Source organism: Arsukibacterium sp., from assembly GCF_033721375.1.
Classification (GTDB): domain Bacteria; phylum Pseudomonadota; class Gammaproteobacteria; order Enterobacterales; family Alteromonadaceae; genus Alishewanella.
This window is the reverse complement of the sequence record NZ_JAWWAP010000009.1, coordinates 43,396-57,844: the sequence shown is the minus strand read 5'-3', so window position 1 is coordinate 57,844 and position 14,449 is coordinate 43,396. Positions and strand designations below refer to the sequence as shown.

The window sequence follows — 14,449 nt, the reverse complement described above, 5'->3', positions numbered from 1 at the left end:
ACCAACAAAGCTGGCACTACAGTAATCTTCTGTAAATTGCCATAAAACTGTCGCCCCGCTGTCACATTACCGGTTTAGCCTGCAGATACAGGCCGTTGAACCGGTATTATGCGGGAGGTTTTATGTTTAATGTCGAGCAGGTTATTCAGCAACAAATGCCCGGGATCACCAGTAAACCCTGGTTGTACAAACCGGTCAAAGGCGCCTTGAGCTATTTGCTGCACGAACAGGAGTTTGCTGACTTCAGCCAGCAATACCCGCATTTAAAGGGCCTGGATTTTGTGGAGCAGGTACTGGATTACTTTAACTTCAGCTACAGTGCCCGCGACAATGAAATTGCCCGGATCCCCTCCAGCGGTAAAGTGGTCATTATTGCTAACCACCCGATAGGTTCTTTAGATGGTCTGGCGTTGATTAAACTGATTAGCGATATCAGGCCCGATGTCAAAATAATAGCTAATCAGCTGCTGATGTCAGTCACTGCATTACACCGCCTGTTGTTACCGGTTAACAATATGGAAGGTGGCACAGAGCGAAATCGTCTGGGCGAAATCAGAAAACATTTACAACAGGAAGGCGCGCTGGTGTTGTTCCCGGCCGGAGAGGTATCAAGACTTAAGCCCAACGGGGTACGGGATGGCAAATGGCATAATGGCTTTTTACGCTTTGCCAGCAGTGCTCAGGCCCCTATTTTACCGATTTATATCGACGGCAGAAATTCAGCCCTGTTTTATGGCGCCTCTATGCTTTATAAACCACTGGCAACCATGTTGCTGGTGCAGGAGATGTTTAAGCAGCAACGTAAAAATATTACCATGCGCATTGGCGAGCAGATCCCGTTTGACAGCTATGGCCAGTTGCCGCTATCTACTAAAGAGCAGCTGAAACTATTTAAGAAACATTTATACCGGCTGGCTAAAGACAAAGCCCCCCTGCTACGTACTCAAAGTACTATTGCTCATCCGGAACTACGCAGTGAATTAAAAGCAGATCTGGCAGGCTGTCAGCTGCTGGGTACCACCAGTGACGGTAAACTCATTTATCTTTATCATCACCAGCAAAGCTCGGCACTGATGCGGGAAATTGGCCGGCTGCGTGAGCAGGCTTTCAGGGCGGTAGGTGAAGGTACCGGTAACAAACGTGATATCGATAAATATGACAGCTACTATCAGCATTTAATTTTGTGGGATCCGGCTGAACTGGAAATGGTTGGTGCATACCGGCTGGCCCCCAGCAACGACGTAATAACAAATACCGGGATGGCTGGTTTATACACTGCCAGCCTGTTTCAATACAGTCAGGCCATGCAACCTTATTTAGCGCAGGGGCTGGAACTCGGTCGCAGCTTTATTCAGCCGCGCTACTGGGGTAAACGCAGCCTTGATTATCTTTGGTATGGCATCGGGGCTTACTTACAACATAACCCGCAAATTCGTTATTTATTTGGTGCGGTCAGCCTGTCAGCCAGTTACCCGCCAACAGCACGCGATTTACTGGTGTATTTCTACTCATTGTATTTTGGCAACAACCACGCGCTGGCGCTGGCCAACCAACCCTATCTGTTATCTGATGAGCAACAACATAATCTGCAGGCGCAATTCAGAGGCAGTGATTACATTGCCGACTTTACCCAGCTAAAACACCTGCTGGCTAATATGGGCCTGACGGTACCGACTTTATATAAGCAATACAGCGAACTGTGTCAGCCTGGCGGGGTCAGCTTTTTAGCTTTCAGTACTGATCCGGCCTTTGCAGATTGTGTGGACGGCCTGGTATTGGTCGATTTAGAACAGTTGAAGCCAGCTAAACAGGCTCGCTATCTGAGTGAGGCGGCAAGCAAACGCAACGTAAAGGCTGTGTAAAGATCAACCGAAGTTCAGTTAGTATTAAGTCTCAGCGGCCTATAACACCTATACTTTGTGTAAAATGTCGTCAATGCTGTTGGCGACAATACCGCCCACTGTGGAGGAAACCACTATGTATAGCACCAGTGTAAGCCTAAAAGCCCTGTTACTGAGTGTGCTGCTGATCTTTAGCGTTAACGCCAAAGCCAGTGATACCATGTCGCAGGCAGAACTGGACCAGATCCTGGCGCCGGTAGCCTTGTATCCGGATACCGTACTGACTCATGTGCTGATAGCTTCAACCTATCCATTGGAAGTGGTTCAGGCCGCCCGCTGGTCAGCACGCAATCCAGACTTAAGCGGTGATGATGCAGTGCAGGCTGTGGCCAGCGAGGATTGGGAACCCAGTGTTAAAGCGCTGGTGGCCTTCCCTGATTTGCTAAAACGGCTAAGTGATGATTTAAGCTGGACTCAGCAACTCGGTGAAATGTTTTTAACCGATGAGGCTGCCGTGCTGGCCAGTATCCAGCAATTGCGGGAACGCGCCTATCAACAGGGTTCGCTGGACAAGATGAAGCACGTTACGGTGCAACGCGAGCGCGAAGTGATTGTTATTGAACCACGCCGGCCGGAAGTGATTTACGTACCGTATTATGATACCCGGGTCGTTTACGGCAACTGGTGGTGGTCTGCTTATCCGCCGGTATACTGGCACGCTCCCCGCGGTTTTCATGCCAGCAGTCATTTTTACTGGGGCCCGAGCTTTACGGTACGGCCATCGTTTTACTTTAGTATTTTCGATTGGCATCATCGCCATATCGTAGTTAATCATCATTATTATCATAAACCGCCGCAGTATTACCCACGCCGGAATAAGCACTATACCGACGCCCGGCGCTGGCAGCACGACAGCTACCACAGACGCGGCGTGCATTACCGGCATGAAGTGTTAAACCGTCAGCATAATTTCGGCTATGCCCGTCAGGTTACCAAAGAGTACCGGGCTGAAACAGGTAAGCGCCGCGAGCAGCAATACCGTAACAGGCCCAATGCCACGGAACAAAGCCGGGAACAGCGGCAAGCTAATGTGATGCAGCGTCGTACCGCTGAACAGGTCAATTTACGTCAGGGGCCGGTTGCAACGACCAGCCGCCAGCTGAATAGCCAGTTGCGGGCTGAGCGGTCCGAACGAACAGAGCGGATTGAACAAATGGAACGAACTCAGCGGCCACATCTTAATAGCCGTGAGCACCAGGCGGGCCAGCAGCAGATCAGAACCACGGTAACCCGGCCAATGGAAACCAGCGTGACAAAAAGTGCCGAACGACAACAACAGTTTCGCCAGCCACAAGCAAGGCCGGAACAGCGGATAACACCAGTGCAACCGCAACGTCAGGTGCAACCGCAACGTCAGGTGCAGCCGCAACGTCAGGTGCAGCCACAGCGTCAGGTGCAACCACAACGTCAGGTGCAGCCACAGCGTCAGGTGCAACCACAACGTCAGGTGCAGCCACAGCGTCAGGTGCAGCCGCAACGTCAGGTGCAGCCGCAACGCCCCGCCCAGCAAACACAGCGGCCGGCAACACCGAGCGTCAGCCGCGAAGTACGAAATAACCGTGAGGCACGCAGTATTCAGTAAGCTGCAGCCGCAACTATCAGAGATAACAGCCAGGGCCACCACACCCTGGCTTTTTTTTGCGACTAAAGTGGGGGCTGGTACTTCATCAAACCGTGCTTTACAGTATTGTTATCTTTTAACGTCCAGGCAATGCAGATATGGCCACCGCACCGTTAAACTGGCAACAACTGCTTAAATCAGGTAACCGCATTTTTATCGGTTCGCACGCTGCCGTACCCACTGCGTTAATTGACGATCTGATTAATCACGCCAGCAGTCTGCACGATATTGAAATTGTCCAGCTGGTTACCCTGGCTGACAATAAATGGGCTGAGCCGCAATATCAGCATTTATTTAAAGTTAATACGTTTTTTATTGGCGGTGAAAAAATCCGCCAGGCTGTTGCAGAAGGCCGGGCCGACTATACCCCCTGTTTTATGACAGATATCCCGGCTTTATTTACCGATGGCGTACTGCCATTAGACGCGGCTTTAATTATGGTAAGCCCGGCAGATGAACATGGCTATCATTCACTTGGTGTCTCTGTCGACGTGGTTGCGGCCGCCGCCAAAGCGGCTAAAAAAGTCATTGCCCAGGTTAACCCGCAGATGCCGATTACCTATGGCCAGTCTTTTATTCACCGCGATGATATAGACACCTTCTATTATGCCGATCAGCCGCTGCCTGAAGCGCAGATGCCACAGCTTGATGCCCGGACTGAGCGGATTGGTCAGTATGTGTCGCTGCTGGTAGAAGACGGCGCAACTATCCAGTTGGGGGTTGGCCGTATTTGTGCGGCAGTTACCCGCTACTTAAGCAATCATAAAGATTTAGGCCTGCACAGCGAAATGATCACCGACGGTGTGCTGGAGCTGATTAAAAAGGGTGTGATTAATAACCGCCGCAAAACCTTTCACCCGGGCAAAAGCGTGGTCAGTTTCTGCATTGGCAGCAAGGCGTTATATCAGTTTGTTGATCAGAACCCGCACATTGGCTTTTACCCCAGCGAGTACGTCAATTCACCGGCTAATATTGCCCGCAACGATAAAATGGTCGCGATAAACAGTGCGATTGAAGTTGATCTGACCGGCCAGGTGGTATCAGATTCAATTGGGCACCATTTTTACAGCGGCATTGGTGGTCAGGTTGACTTCAGCCGCGGAGCGTCAATGAGTAACGGCGGTAAGCCGGTTATCGCCCTGCCCTCTACGGCAAAAAATGGCACTATTTCAAGGATAGTGCCGCATATCCGGCAAGGTGCAGGCGTGGTCACCAGCCGTGGTCATGTTCACTATGTGGTAACCGAGTTTGGCGTGGCCTCATTGCGCGGCAAAAGTGTTCGCGAGCGGGCGCTGGAACTTATCAGAGTAGCCCACCCGAAGTTTCGCAGCCAGCTGCTGGCCGAGGTACGAAAATTCTACTGGGTACCACATTATCAGTTGCAAACCCCGGTAGAGGTAGCCGAGCTCGGGGCTGTCGGCTTTAAGGAATTACAAATAGACGGCGAAAGCTTTGATTTAAGGCCGCTAAATCCGTCTGACGAGCGCCGCTTGCAGGAGTTTTTCTACTCTCATACCAAAGAAACCTTACAAATGCGTTATAACACGGTACCTACCCAGATGAGCCGGGAGAAATCCTGTACCCTGGTCAGTGTCGATCAAACCACCGACCTAGCATTGTGTATCGTCAAGCAAAAAGGTTCTGTGGTCGAAATTCAGGCTGTTGGCCGCTATTACCTGATTGCTGCTGATAACAGCTGCGAAGTAGCGTTTGTTACCCGGGAAAAGCACCAGGGTAAAGGCATGGCAAAACGGCTGCTGCAGCAGATGATTGACATTGCTGGCAGCCGCAAACTGAGCAAAATGCTGGCCTATGTCCGGGCTGAAAATAAACCGATGCTCAGTGTTTTTACCAAAGCCGGCTTTAAACGCAAAAGCTATGACGATCCAGCCGAAGTGTTTCTCGAACTTGATTTAGCTGCTATCGCAGCAAAAGGAGCCGGTTAATGGCCATTACCCTATTCAGCCATGCAATTTGTCGCCAGCACAATGCCGGGGATGACCACCCGGAGTGTCCGGCCCGCTTAGATGCCATAAATGATCAGTTAATCCGCTCAGGGCTCGATTATATTCTGCAGCAAAAAGATGCCACTGCTGCCAGTAAAGCTGATTTATGCCGGGCCCACAGTACCCTTTATGTCAGTGAGTTATATGCCAAAGCGCCGACAGACGGCAATATCTGGCTGGATCCGGATACCCAAATGATGAATAAAACCCTGCCGGCGGCCTTGTATGCTGCCGGTAGTGGCATTAACGCCGTAGATGAGGTAATGCAGGCCAGCGATAAACAGGCATTTTGCGCCATTCGTCCGCCCGGACACCATGCCACCCACGACCAGGCAATGGGCTTTTGTTTTTTTAATAATATTGCTGTTGCCGCTGAATATGCGCTGGATAAGTATCAGCTGCAGCGAATAGCGATTGTTGATTTTGATGTGCATCATGGCAACGGCACCGAAGATATTTTTAACAACGAACCGCGGGTATTATTCTGTTCATCATTCGAATATCCGTTGTATCCGCATACCGGCGCCGATACCGTGTCAGATCATATTATTAATCTGCCGCTGCCGGGCGGCTGCAAAGCCAGTCAATGGCGCTCAGCGGTCAGCAGCGAGTGGCTACCGGCTCTGGATGCTTTTGCCCCTGAACTTATTCTGGTCTCTGCTGGCTTTGATGGCCATGCTGAAGATGAGATGGCGCATTTTATGCTGCGCGAAGACGATTATCACTGGCTGGCAACAGAGCTGAAAACGCTGGCCAGCAAACATTGCCAGGGCCGGATTGTCGCTATGTTAGAGGGCGGTTATGCCCTCAGTGCGCTGGGCCGCAGTGTAGTGGCTTTTTTAAAAGGCTTGATGTAAGCAGAACCAGGCGCTTAGCTACCGTTTTATTGATGCAGAACAAAGTAAACCACTGCCAGGAGAGCCTGCTGATTTTTTTATTGATCCAGGCCAATATTCTGTTTTAGCCAGGGCGCACAATAACCACAGAACTAAACTGTGGAGCATAATATGAAAACCGTTTTAATCGCTATTCCCCTGATCTCTGTACTAGCCGCCGCCCCGGCCTTTGCTGATTTTGCTGTCAATATCGGCGCCATTAATGTTGCGCCGGATGACAGCAGTTCAAGCTTAAATGTAATTGAACAAGTCGCCGGCCTGCCAAATGGCTCAACAGCGCTGGCAGTAGACAGCAATACCCAGCTTGGCCTGACATTTGATTACCGGGTTAAACCACACTGGGCCGTCCAGTTAATTGCTGCCACACCGTTCAGTCATGACATCAAGGTGAAAGGTTCCGCCATCGACGGTCTGAAAGTAGGTAAAACCAAACATCTGCCACCAACGTTACTGGCACAGTATCACTTTATGCCAGAGCATCAGACGTTCGACCCCTTTGTCGGGGTCGGCCTGAACTATACGATTTTCTTTGATGAGCAGATTGATACTCAGTTATCAGACACCCTGCAGGCGCTCGGCGTGACCAGTGCGACCGACAGCGTAACATTAAAAGCCAAAAACTCTTTGGGCTTAGCCTTTCAAGCCGGGGTGAATATTAAACTCAGCGACACCCTGGGTGTGCACATGATGGTCAGCAAAATGGATATCGACACCACTGGCCGGGTGCAGGTAAACGGCACTACCGTGCAAAGCGTTAATATTAATATTGACCCTTATGTGACAATGATTGGCCTGCGCTGGAGCTTATAATCCATCTAACTTGGTTATTAAAAGTCAGATTTAAGTGATTAAAAAACCCTGCAAATGCAGGGTTTTTCGTTGATGTAAAAGAGCTTTTACCCCAGCCAGACCCGGGCGTTACGGAACATCCGCATCCACGGGCTGTCTTCCTGCCAGTCATCCGGATGCCAGGAGTTGGCAACGGTGCGGAACACCCGCTCCGGGTGCGGCATCATAATACTGACCCGGCCATCGGTGGTGGTTAGCGCAGTAATACCTGCCGGCGAGCCATTGGGGTTAGCCGGATACTGCTCAGTAACCTTAGCGAAGTTATCAACAAAGCGCATGGCCACGGTGCCACTGTGGTTAGCTTTCGCCAGGGCTTCATTGCTGGCAAATTCGGCATGGCCCTCACCATGAGAAACCGCAATTGGCATCCGCGAGCCGGCCATGCCGCTGAAGAACAGCGACGGACTTTGCTGAATTTCGACCAGGCTGAAACGCGCTTCAAACCGCTCTGACTTATTGCGGACAAAATGCGGCCACAATTCAGCCCCCGGGATCAGGGTTTTCAAATTCGACATCATCTGACAACCATTGCAGACCCCCAGCGAGAAGGTCGTTGGCCGCTCAAAAAATGCAGCAAACTGCGCCCGGGCAATGTCATTAAACAACACTGACTTTGCCCAGCCTTCACCGGCACCCAGTACGTCACCATAAGAGAAGCCGCCACAGGCCGCTAAACCGTTAAAGTCGCTGAGTTTTACCCGGCCGGCAAGAATGTCGCTCATATGCACATCTACTGCACTGAAACCGGCGCGGTTAAAGGCTGCGGCCATCTCCAGATGAGAGTTAACCCCCTGCTCGCGTAAAATAGCCACTTTGGGCGCGACGCCTTTAACAATATAAGGCGCTGCAATATCGTCATTCTGATCAAAGCTGAGTTTTACATTCAGGCCAGGATCGGTGTCATCGGCTTTACTGGTGAACTCCTGCAGGGCTCCGGCCGGGTTATCACGCAGTGCCTGCATCTGATAAGTGGTTTCGGCCCAGATACAGCGTAAGCGGGTGCGGCTGTCACTGAATACCTCTTTATCAGCGCGGCTGAACGTCAGCTTATCACTGGCGCTTACCGGGCCCAGAGTATGACTGCAGTCAGCCAGATTATGCTCAGCCAGTACCTGCCGGACATAGGCCAGCTCACTGTCCGCTACCTGAATAACCGCGCCCGGCTCCTCGTTGAACAGCACCGCTAAATCGTCGTCACCGAGGGTGGCGATATCGGCGCTGAAGCCTGCTTTACCGGCAAAGGCCATCTCGGCCAGGGTAACAAATAGGCCACCATCAGACCGGTCATGGTAGGCCAGCAGTTTCTGCTCACGCAGCAGTTGCTGCACCGCAGCAAAAAAATTAAGTAATAAATCGGGGCTGTCTAAATCAGCAGGGGTATCACCCAGCTGCTTATATACCTGGGTTAAACAGGACGCGCCCAGCCGGTTAGCGCCCTGACCTAAATCAATCAGCAGCAGGCTGCTGGCGCCTTTGTCAGTGCGAAGCTGCGGGGTGACCGTTTTGCGGATATCTTCTACCCGGCCAAAGGCAGTGATCACCAGTGACATTGGCGAGGTAACCGCCTGCTCGCTGCCATTTTGCTGCCATTTGGTTTTCATCGACATCGAGTCTTTACCGACCGGGATGGTAACTTCAAGCGCCGGGCATAACTCTTCGCCAATTGCTTTAACTGCAGCATATAAACCGGCATCTTCACCCGGGTGACCGGCAGCAGACATCCAGTTGGCTGATAATTTAATCCGTTTCAAGTCACCAATATCACTACAGGCGATATTGGTAATCGCTTCGGCTACCGCCAGCCTGGCTGATGCAGCAAAGTCCAGCAGCGCCACCGGTGTGCGCTCGCCCATCGCCATCGCTTCACCATGATAGGTATCGTAGCTGGCGGCAGTAATACCACAGTTGGCTACCGGTACCTGCCACGGGCCCACCATTTGATCGCGTGCCACCAGACCGGTAACGGTGCGATCGCCAATGGTTACCAGAAAGGTTTTCTCGGCTATTGCCGGCAGGCGTAACAAGCGCTCAGCGGCATCGGCAACGGTAATACCGTCACGGTTCAGCGGCGTACCAACGGCGTTGGTACTTTGCACATCACGGTGCATTTTCGGCGCCTTACCCAGTAAGACGCTCAGGGGTAAATCAATCGGGGTATTACCAAAATGCTTGTCGGTTAAGGTCAGGTGTTGCTCACTGGTCGCTTCACCTACCACCGCATAAGGCGCGCGCTCGCGCTGACAAATCTGCTCAAATACCGCCATTTTTTCCGGCGGAATGGCCATTACATAGCGTTCCTGCGACTCATTACACCAGATTTGCAGCGGTGACATGCCCGGTTCATCGTTTGGCACATTGCGCAGCTCAAACTTACCGCCGACGCCGCCATCGTTCACCAGCTCAGGGAAGGCATTGGATAAACCACCGGCGCCGACATCGTGAATAAAGCAAATCGGGTTATCACTACCCAGCTGCCAGCAGCGGTCAATCACTTCCTGGCAACGCCGTTCAATTTCCGGGTTTTCCCGCTGTACTGAGGCAAAATCAAGATCTTCGGCTGACTGGCCCGATGCCATCGACGAAGCGGCACCACCACCCAGACCAATATTCATAGCCGGGCCACCTAATACCACCAGTTTGGCACCGGGCGGTAACTCGCCTTTTTGTACGTGATCGGCGCGGATATTACCCAGGCCACCGGCAATCATAATGGGTTTATGGTAGCCGCGGATTTCCTCGCCATTATGGCTGCTGACTTTTTCTTCATAGGTCCGGAAATAGCCGTTAATGGCTGGTCGGCCAAATTCATTGTTAAATGCTGCGCCACCCAACGGGCCTTCCAGCATAATATCCAGCGCGCTGACAATCCGCTCCGGTTTGCCAAAGTCGCTTTCCCACGGTTGTTCAAAGCCAGGAATACGCAAATTAGATACCGAAAAACCAACCAGGCCGGCTTTGGGTTTGGAACCGATACCGGTTGCGCCTTCATCGCGAATTTCACCACCAGAGCCAGTAGCGGCACCAGGATAAGGTGAAATCGCCGTCGGGTGGTTATGGGTTTCCACCTTCATCAGAATATGAATATCTTCATGGTGGTAGTTATATTCGCCAGTGCCCGGCACCGGGAAAAAGCGGCCGGCTGCCGAGCCTGTCATTACCGCGGCGTTATCTTTATAAGCAGATAACACATAATCCGGCGTCTGCTCGTAAGTGTTTTTAATCATTTTGAACAGCGATTTGGGCTGCACTACGCCATCGATAGTCCAGTCGGCATTAAAAATCTTATGCCGGCAATGCTCAGAGTTGGCCTGGGCAAACATATAGAGTTCGATATCGTTCGGGTTACGGCCCAGCTGCTGGAAATTTTCGACCAGATAGTCAATTTCATCATCGGCCAGTGCCAGACCCATCGACATATTGGCGTTGGAGAGCGCCTGACGGCCGCCGTTGATAATATCAACTGAGCTTAATTCAGCTGGCGCAGCATGCTGGAATAATGCCTCGGCCTGATTTAACTCAGTAAAAACCACTTCCATCATCCGGTCATGCAATAAACCACTGACCGCAGCCACTTCGCTGGCGCTTAAAGCCCGGCTGCTTTCAATATAATAAGCAATACCCCGCTCTAAACGCTTAATTTTGGTCAGGCCGCAGTTATGGGCAATATCGCTGGCTTTGGACGACCACGGCGAAATAGTACCAGGGCGCGGGGTCACCAGTAACAGCTGGCCAACAGGCTCATGGCTGGCAATCGCCGGGCCATAGGTCAGCAGTTTATCCAGGGTGCTTTGCTCATCACTGCTCAGCGCAGCGCTGTTATCAGCAAAATGGATATACTCGGCGTAAATGGTGATTACCGGCAAGGTGCGCTCAGCACATTGGTCAAGTAACTTGGCAATTCGGAATTCGGACAGTGCAGGTGCACCACGCAGGATCAACATAGGCTAGGTTTCCGTTGGTTGAGCGTCGATGGAAGCTGATTTAAGCGCGCTATTATAAAGAAAATTGGCGCTAAGTGGTATGTGAAAAAACTGACTGCTTCGCTTAAGTTTGATATAACTGTGGTCAGGGTAGTAAATTTCAGGTTTTGCATGCAACTCAGAGTGCTTTTATGGCTGGCCGTTTGCCTGCTTAGCGCTTGTGCGCCGGTAGCAGAGCAAAATTCGCAGCTTGATACTATTTATCAGCGAAACAGCCTGCGGGTTGGCTTGCTGCATGGCCCAACCAGCTATTTTATCGGGGTAGATGGCCCTGCTGGCTTTGAATATGAGCTGGCACACACACTGGCCCACCGCTTAGATGTCGAGCTGGAATTATTTCCAAGCTACCACCTGGATGAATTGCTGCAAAAACTCGATACCGGTCAGGTCGATTTTATTGCCGGTGGCTTAACGTTGACGCCACAAAGGCTTAGTCGTTACCGGGCGGCACCGGCTTATCGCTGGATCAGTGAATTACTGGTATTTCGCCAGGGTGATGACTGGCCGCGCTCACTCGATGATATTACCCAGCCGATAGTGGTGATCCAGGATAGCAGCCATGCCCAGACCCTCGACAGGTTAAGTCAGGATTATCCTAACCTTAGCTGGCTTGAGCAAAAAGATCTTGATGCCGACGATGTTTTACAACTGGTGGTCGACGGTAAAATCCCCTACACCCTGACCGACTCAAATCAGCTGGCGATTAACCGCCGGTTTTATCCTAATTTAAGCATTGGCTTTACCGTCAGCGACAATCAGCCTGTGGCCTGGTTGCTGGCGAATAATAACGACGATTCGCTGTTAAGTGTGCTGATCGAGTTTTTTGGCAATATTTATCAGACCGGTGAGTTAATCACCCTGGAAGATCGCTATTTTGGTCATGTCAGTCAGTTTGACTATGTCGATACCCTGCAATATATCGATGCCATCAGTCAGACTCTGCCCGCGTACCGGCAGCTGTTTGTTCAATATGCCGGCGAGCTGGACTGGCGATTGCTGGCGGCATTATCGTATCAGGAATCACACTGGGACCCGAAAGCCCGCAGCCCGACCGGCGTGCGGGGTTTGATGATGCTGACGTTACCCACTGCCCAGCAAATGGGGGTAAGCAGCCGGCTCGACCCTGAACAAAGTATCAGGGGCGGCAGCCGTTATTTACATCGCTTAGTCAGCCGGATCCCGGAGCGCATAGCAATGCCTGACCGGCTGTGGTTTGCGCTGGCATCCTATAATGTCGGTTGGGGCCATGTCGAAGATGCCCGGATCCTGACTCAGCAGCAAGGTGCCGATCCGGACAAATGGCTGGAGGTAAAACAGCGTCTGCCATTGCTGCGGCAAAAAGCGGTGTATCAGCATACCCGTTATGGCTATGCCAGAGGCGATGAAGCGGTAACCTATGTTGAAAACATCCGCCGCTATTACGATACCCTAGTATGGACCGATGAAAAGCAACAGGCCGAGCAGCGGCTGGAACAACAACGGTTGCGACTGACAGAACAATTGCTACCGGAAACAACCGTCCCTTCCTCAGAGCTGCAATCGCCAGATGATATTGAGCACTAATTTCTGCGGTTTCGCCTGCAGGCCCCTTGTTGTCAGGCCGGCCTGGCTCTATAGTAAGCGCATAGCAACGTTGCATTGGCAATGTCAGAAAAGATTCAGGTAAATTATGCTCAAACGAAAAAAACCGGCATTAAAACGCCGTAAACTCAGTGCCTTTGCCATAAGCTCCAGCCGGCGCCGGGTAAAACGGAATACTGATTTATTGAAATTACACCGCAGACGGCGTAACTATCAGACGATTATGCAGGATCATCCGGGGCTTCAGGAACACCCGAACCCCCAGTAGCGTTGCCAGAAGCAGCCTTAACAGCAGGCTGTTTTGCGGCCTTTTTTTCCTGCCGCCGCCGCTTAAAAAAAGCTGACAAACTGGCAGCACATTGTGCTGCCATTACCCCACCGGTTACTTCAAGCTGATGGTTTAACTGCGGATGCTGAACCAGATTCATCACCGAGCCGGCAGCCCCTGTTTTATAGTCGCTGGCACCAAATACCAGCCGGGCCAGCCTGCTGTGCACCAGCATGCCAGCACACATACTGCAGGGTTCCAGCGTTACATACAGGGTGCAATCCGTTAGCCGGTAATTCTGTAAATGCTGACCAGCCTGTCTTACTGCCTGCATTTCAGCATGAGCAGAAGGGTCGTTTAAGCTAATCATCTGGTTATAGCCCTCAGCAATCAGCTTGCCCGCTTTTACAATTACTGCGCCAACCGGTACTTCGCCAGTCTCTTCTGCTTTCACCGCTAATTGCAGCGCCCTGGCCATCCACTGTTGATCGGTCATAAACTCTTACAATTTTTTAAACACCTTGACCAAGTTTACCACTACTATCTGGTGATATTGACTAATCTTTCGATATTTATGCTAAAGTCATAGCAACAGTAAAAATGCAAAGCATTGATTAAACTAACAATTAAAACAATGGCATCAGCCTTGCTGTTGATCAGACACTAATTAAAAAAGGGAGAATCTCATGGGACCATTTGAAATAGCCGCTCTCGCCATTGTCGGTGGCTTTGTTTACGCAGGCTACGAAATTTATATGAAAACTAAGGGCAATGCCGGTAAAGGCGAACTGGACGCCCTGCAATCTGAATTACAGCGGCTGAAAGAGCGGGTAAGTACCCTGGAAAGTATCGTTACGGACAAGTCGTATCAGCTGAAAGATCAAATCAATAAACTGTAATCAGACCTTCGTTGTTATTAAAAGCTGCCTGTATTACTGGCAGCTTTTTTTTTGCTTTAACGCCATACAAGTTTCACCATTATTTAGTTAAAACCACTATCACAGCTTTAAATCGCCAGAACACCTCAACACAGTTAAACTCTAAGCTATTGTTTAATATGAAAATAAAAACATGGCATAGCTCTTGATACTTTTTGCTATAACGTCAAAAAGGAAAAAAGCTGATGAACAAAACTATTGTTATTATTATTGCTGTAGTACTGGGTATTTACTGTCTGCCAACCATTCTGGCGATTATCGGTTCAGTATTTGGTATTCTGCTTGGAGTGGTCGCCGCAGTATTTGCCATTGGTATTACTGCAGTCGTAACCCTGGCACCGTTATTGTTATTTGTCTGGCTGGTCTGGTGGCTGGTGCGGGATAATCGTAAACAGCGCCAGTATTAACA

Annotated in this window: 10 protein-coding genes; 8 read left to right on the top strand and 2 right to left on the bottom strand. The window is 50.8% G+C overall.

Annotated features, from left to right (window positions below; translation table 11 throughout):
* Positions 1–122 precede the first annotated feature (122 nt).
* The 5 genes from R3187_RS14705 (at position 123) to R3187_RS14685 (ending at position 7,234) form a co-directional block, all read left to right on the top strand.
* A complete protein-coding gene (locus R3187_RS14705; protein WP_318967812.1) occupies positions 123–1,862 on the top strand; it encodes a lysophospholipid acyltransferase family protein in 1,740 nt (579 codons plus the stop codon).
* A gap of 115 nt (positions 1,863–1,977) precedes the next feature.
* Positions 1,978–3,483, top strand: coding sequence for a DUF3300 domain-containing protein (locus tag R3187_RS14700; protein ID WP_318967811.1), 1,506 nt, complete (start codon positions 1,978–1,980; stop codon positions 3,481–3,483).
* Positions 3,484–3,620: 137 nt separating this feature from the next.
* Positions 3,621–5,468 carry a GNAT family N-acetyltransferase gene (locus R3187_RS14695; RefSeq protein ID WP_318967810.1) on the top strand — a complete coding sequence of 616 codons (1,848 nt, stop codon included), beginning with the start codon at positions 3,621–3,623 and terminating at the stop codon, positions 5,466–5,468.
* A complete protein-coding gene (locus R3187_RS14690) occupies positions 5,468–6,385 on the top strand; it encodes a histone deacetylase family protein (RefSeq protein WP_318967809.1) in 918 nt (305 codons plus the stop codon). The genes R3187_RS14695 and R3187_RS14690 overlap by 1 nt, the downstream gene beginning before the upstream one ends.
* A 150-nt stretch (positions 6,386–6,535) precedes the next feature.
* Positions 6,536–7,234, top strand: coding sequence for an OmpW/AlkL family protein (locus R3187_RS14685; protein WP_318967808.1), 699 nt, complete (start codon positions 6,536–6,538; stop codon positions 7,232–7,234).
* An 86-nt stretch (positions 7,235–7,320) separates the two neighbouring features.
* Here R3187_RS14685 and purL read toward each other — a convergent pair whose 3' ends face one another.
* Positions 7,321–11,214 carry a phosphoribosylformylglycinamidine synthase gene (purL, locus tag R3187_RS14680; protein ID WP_318967807.1) on the bottom strand — a complete coding sequence of 1,298 codons (3,894 nt, stop codon included), beginning with the start codon at positions 11,212–11,214 and terminating at the stop codon, positions 7,321–7,323.
* A 150-nt stretch (positions 11,215–11,364) separates the two neighbouring features.
* Here purL and mltF point away from each other — a divergent pair, with 150 nt between their 5' ends.
* Entirely contained in the window at positions 11,365–12,816 is a 1,452-nt protein-coding gene (gene mltF, locus R3187_RS14675; protein WP_318967806.1) for a membrane-bound lytic murein transglycosylase MltF, read from the top strand.
* 239 nt (positions 12,817–13,055) lie between these two features.
* On the opposite strand, the gene tadA is transcribed toward mltF, so the two are convergent.
* Positions 13,056–13,598 (bottom strand): tRNA adenosine(34) deaminase TadA, encoded by a 543-nt coding sequence (tadA, locus tag R3187_RS14670; RefSeq protein ID WP_318967805.1) that lies wholly within the window; start codon positions 13,596–13,598, stop codon positions 13,056–13,058.
* Positions 13,599–13,788: 190 nt separating this feature from the next.
* Here tadA and R3187_RS14665 point away from each other — a divergent pair, with 190 nt between their 5' ends.
* Together R3187_RS14665 and R3187_RS14660 are read left to right on the top strand one after the other, a co-directional pair.
* A complete protein-coding gene (locus R3187_RS14665; RefSeq protein WP_318967804.1) occupies positions 13,789–14,001 on the top strand; it encodes a hypothetical protein in 213 nt (70 codons plus the stop codon).
* A 224-nt stretch (positions 14,002–14,225) separates the two neighbouring features.
* The gene (locus R3187_RS14660) at positions 14,226–14,447 is read left to right on the top strand and encodes a hypothetical protein (RefSeq protein WP_318967803.1); all 222 of its coding nucleotides are present in this window, start codon (positions 14,226–14,228) and stop codon (positions 14,445–14,447) included.
* Positions 14,448–14,449 lie beyond the last annotated feature (2 nt).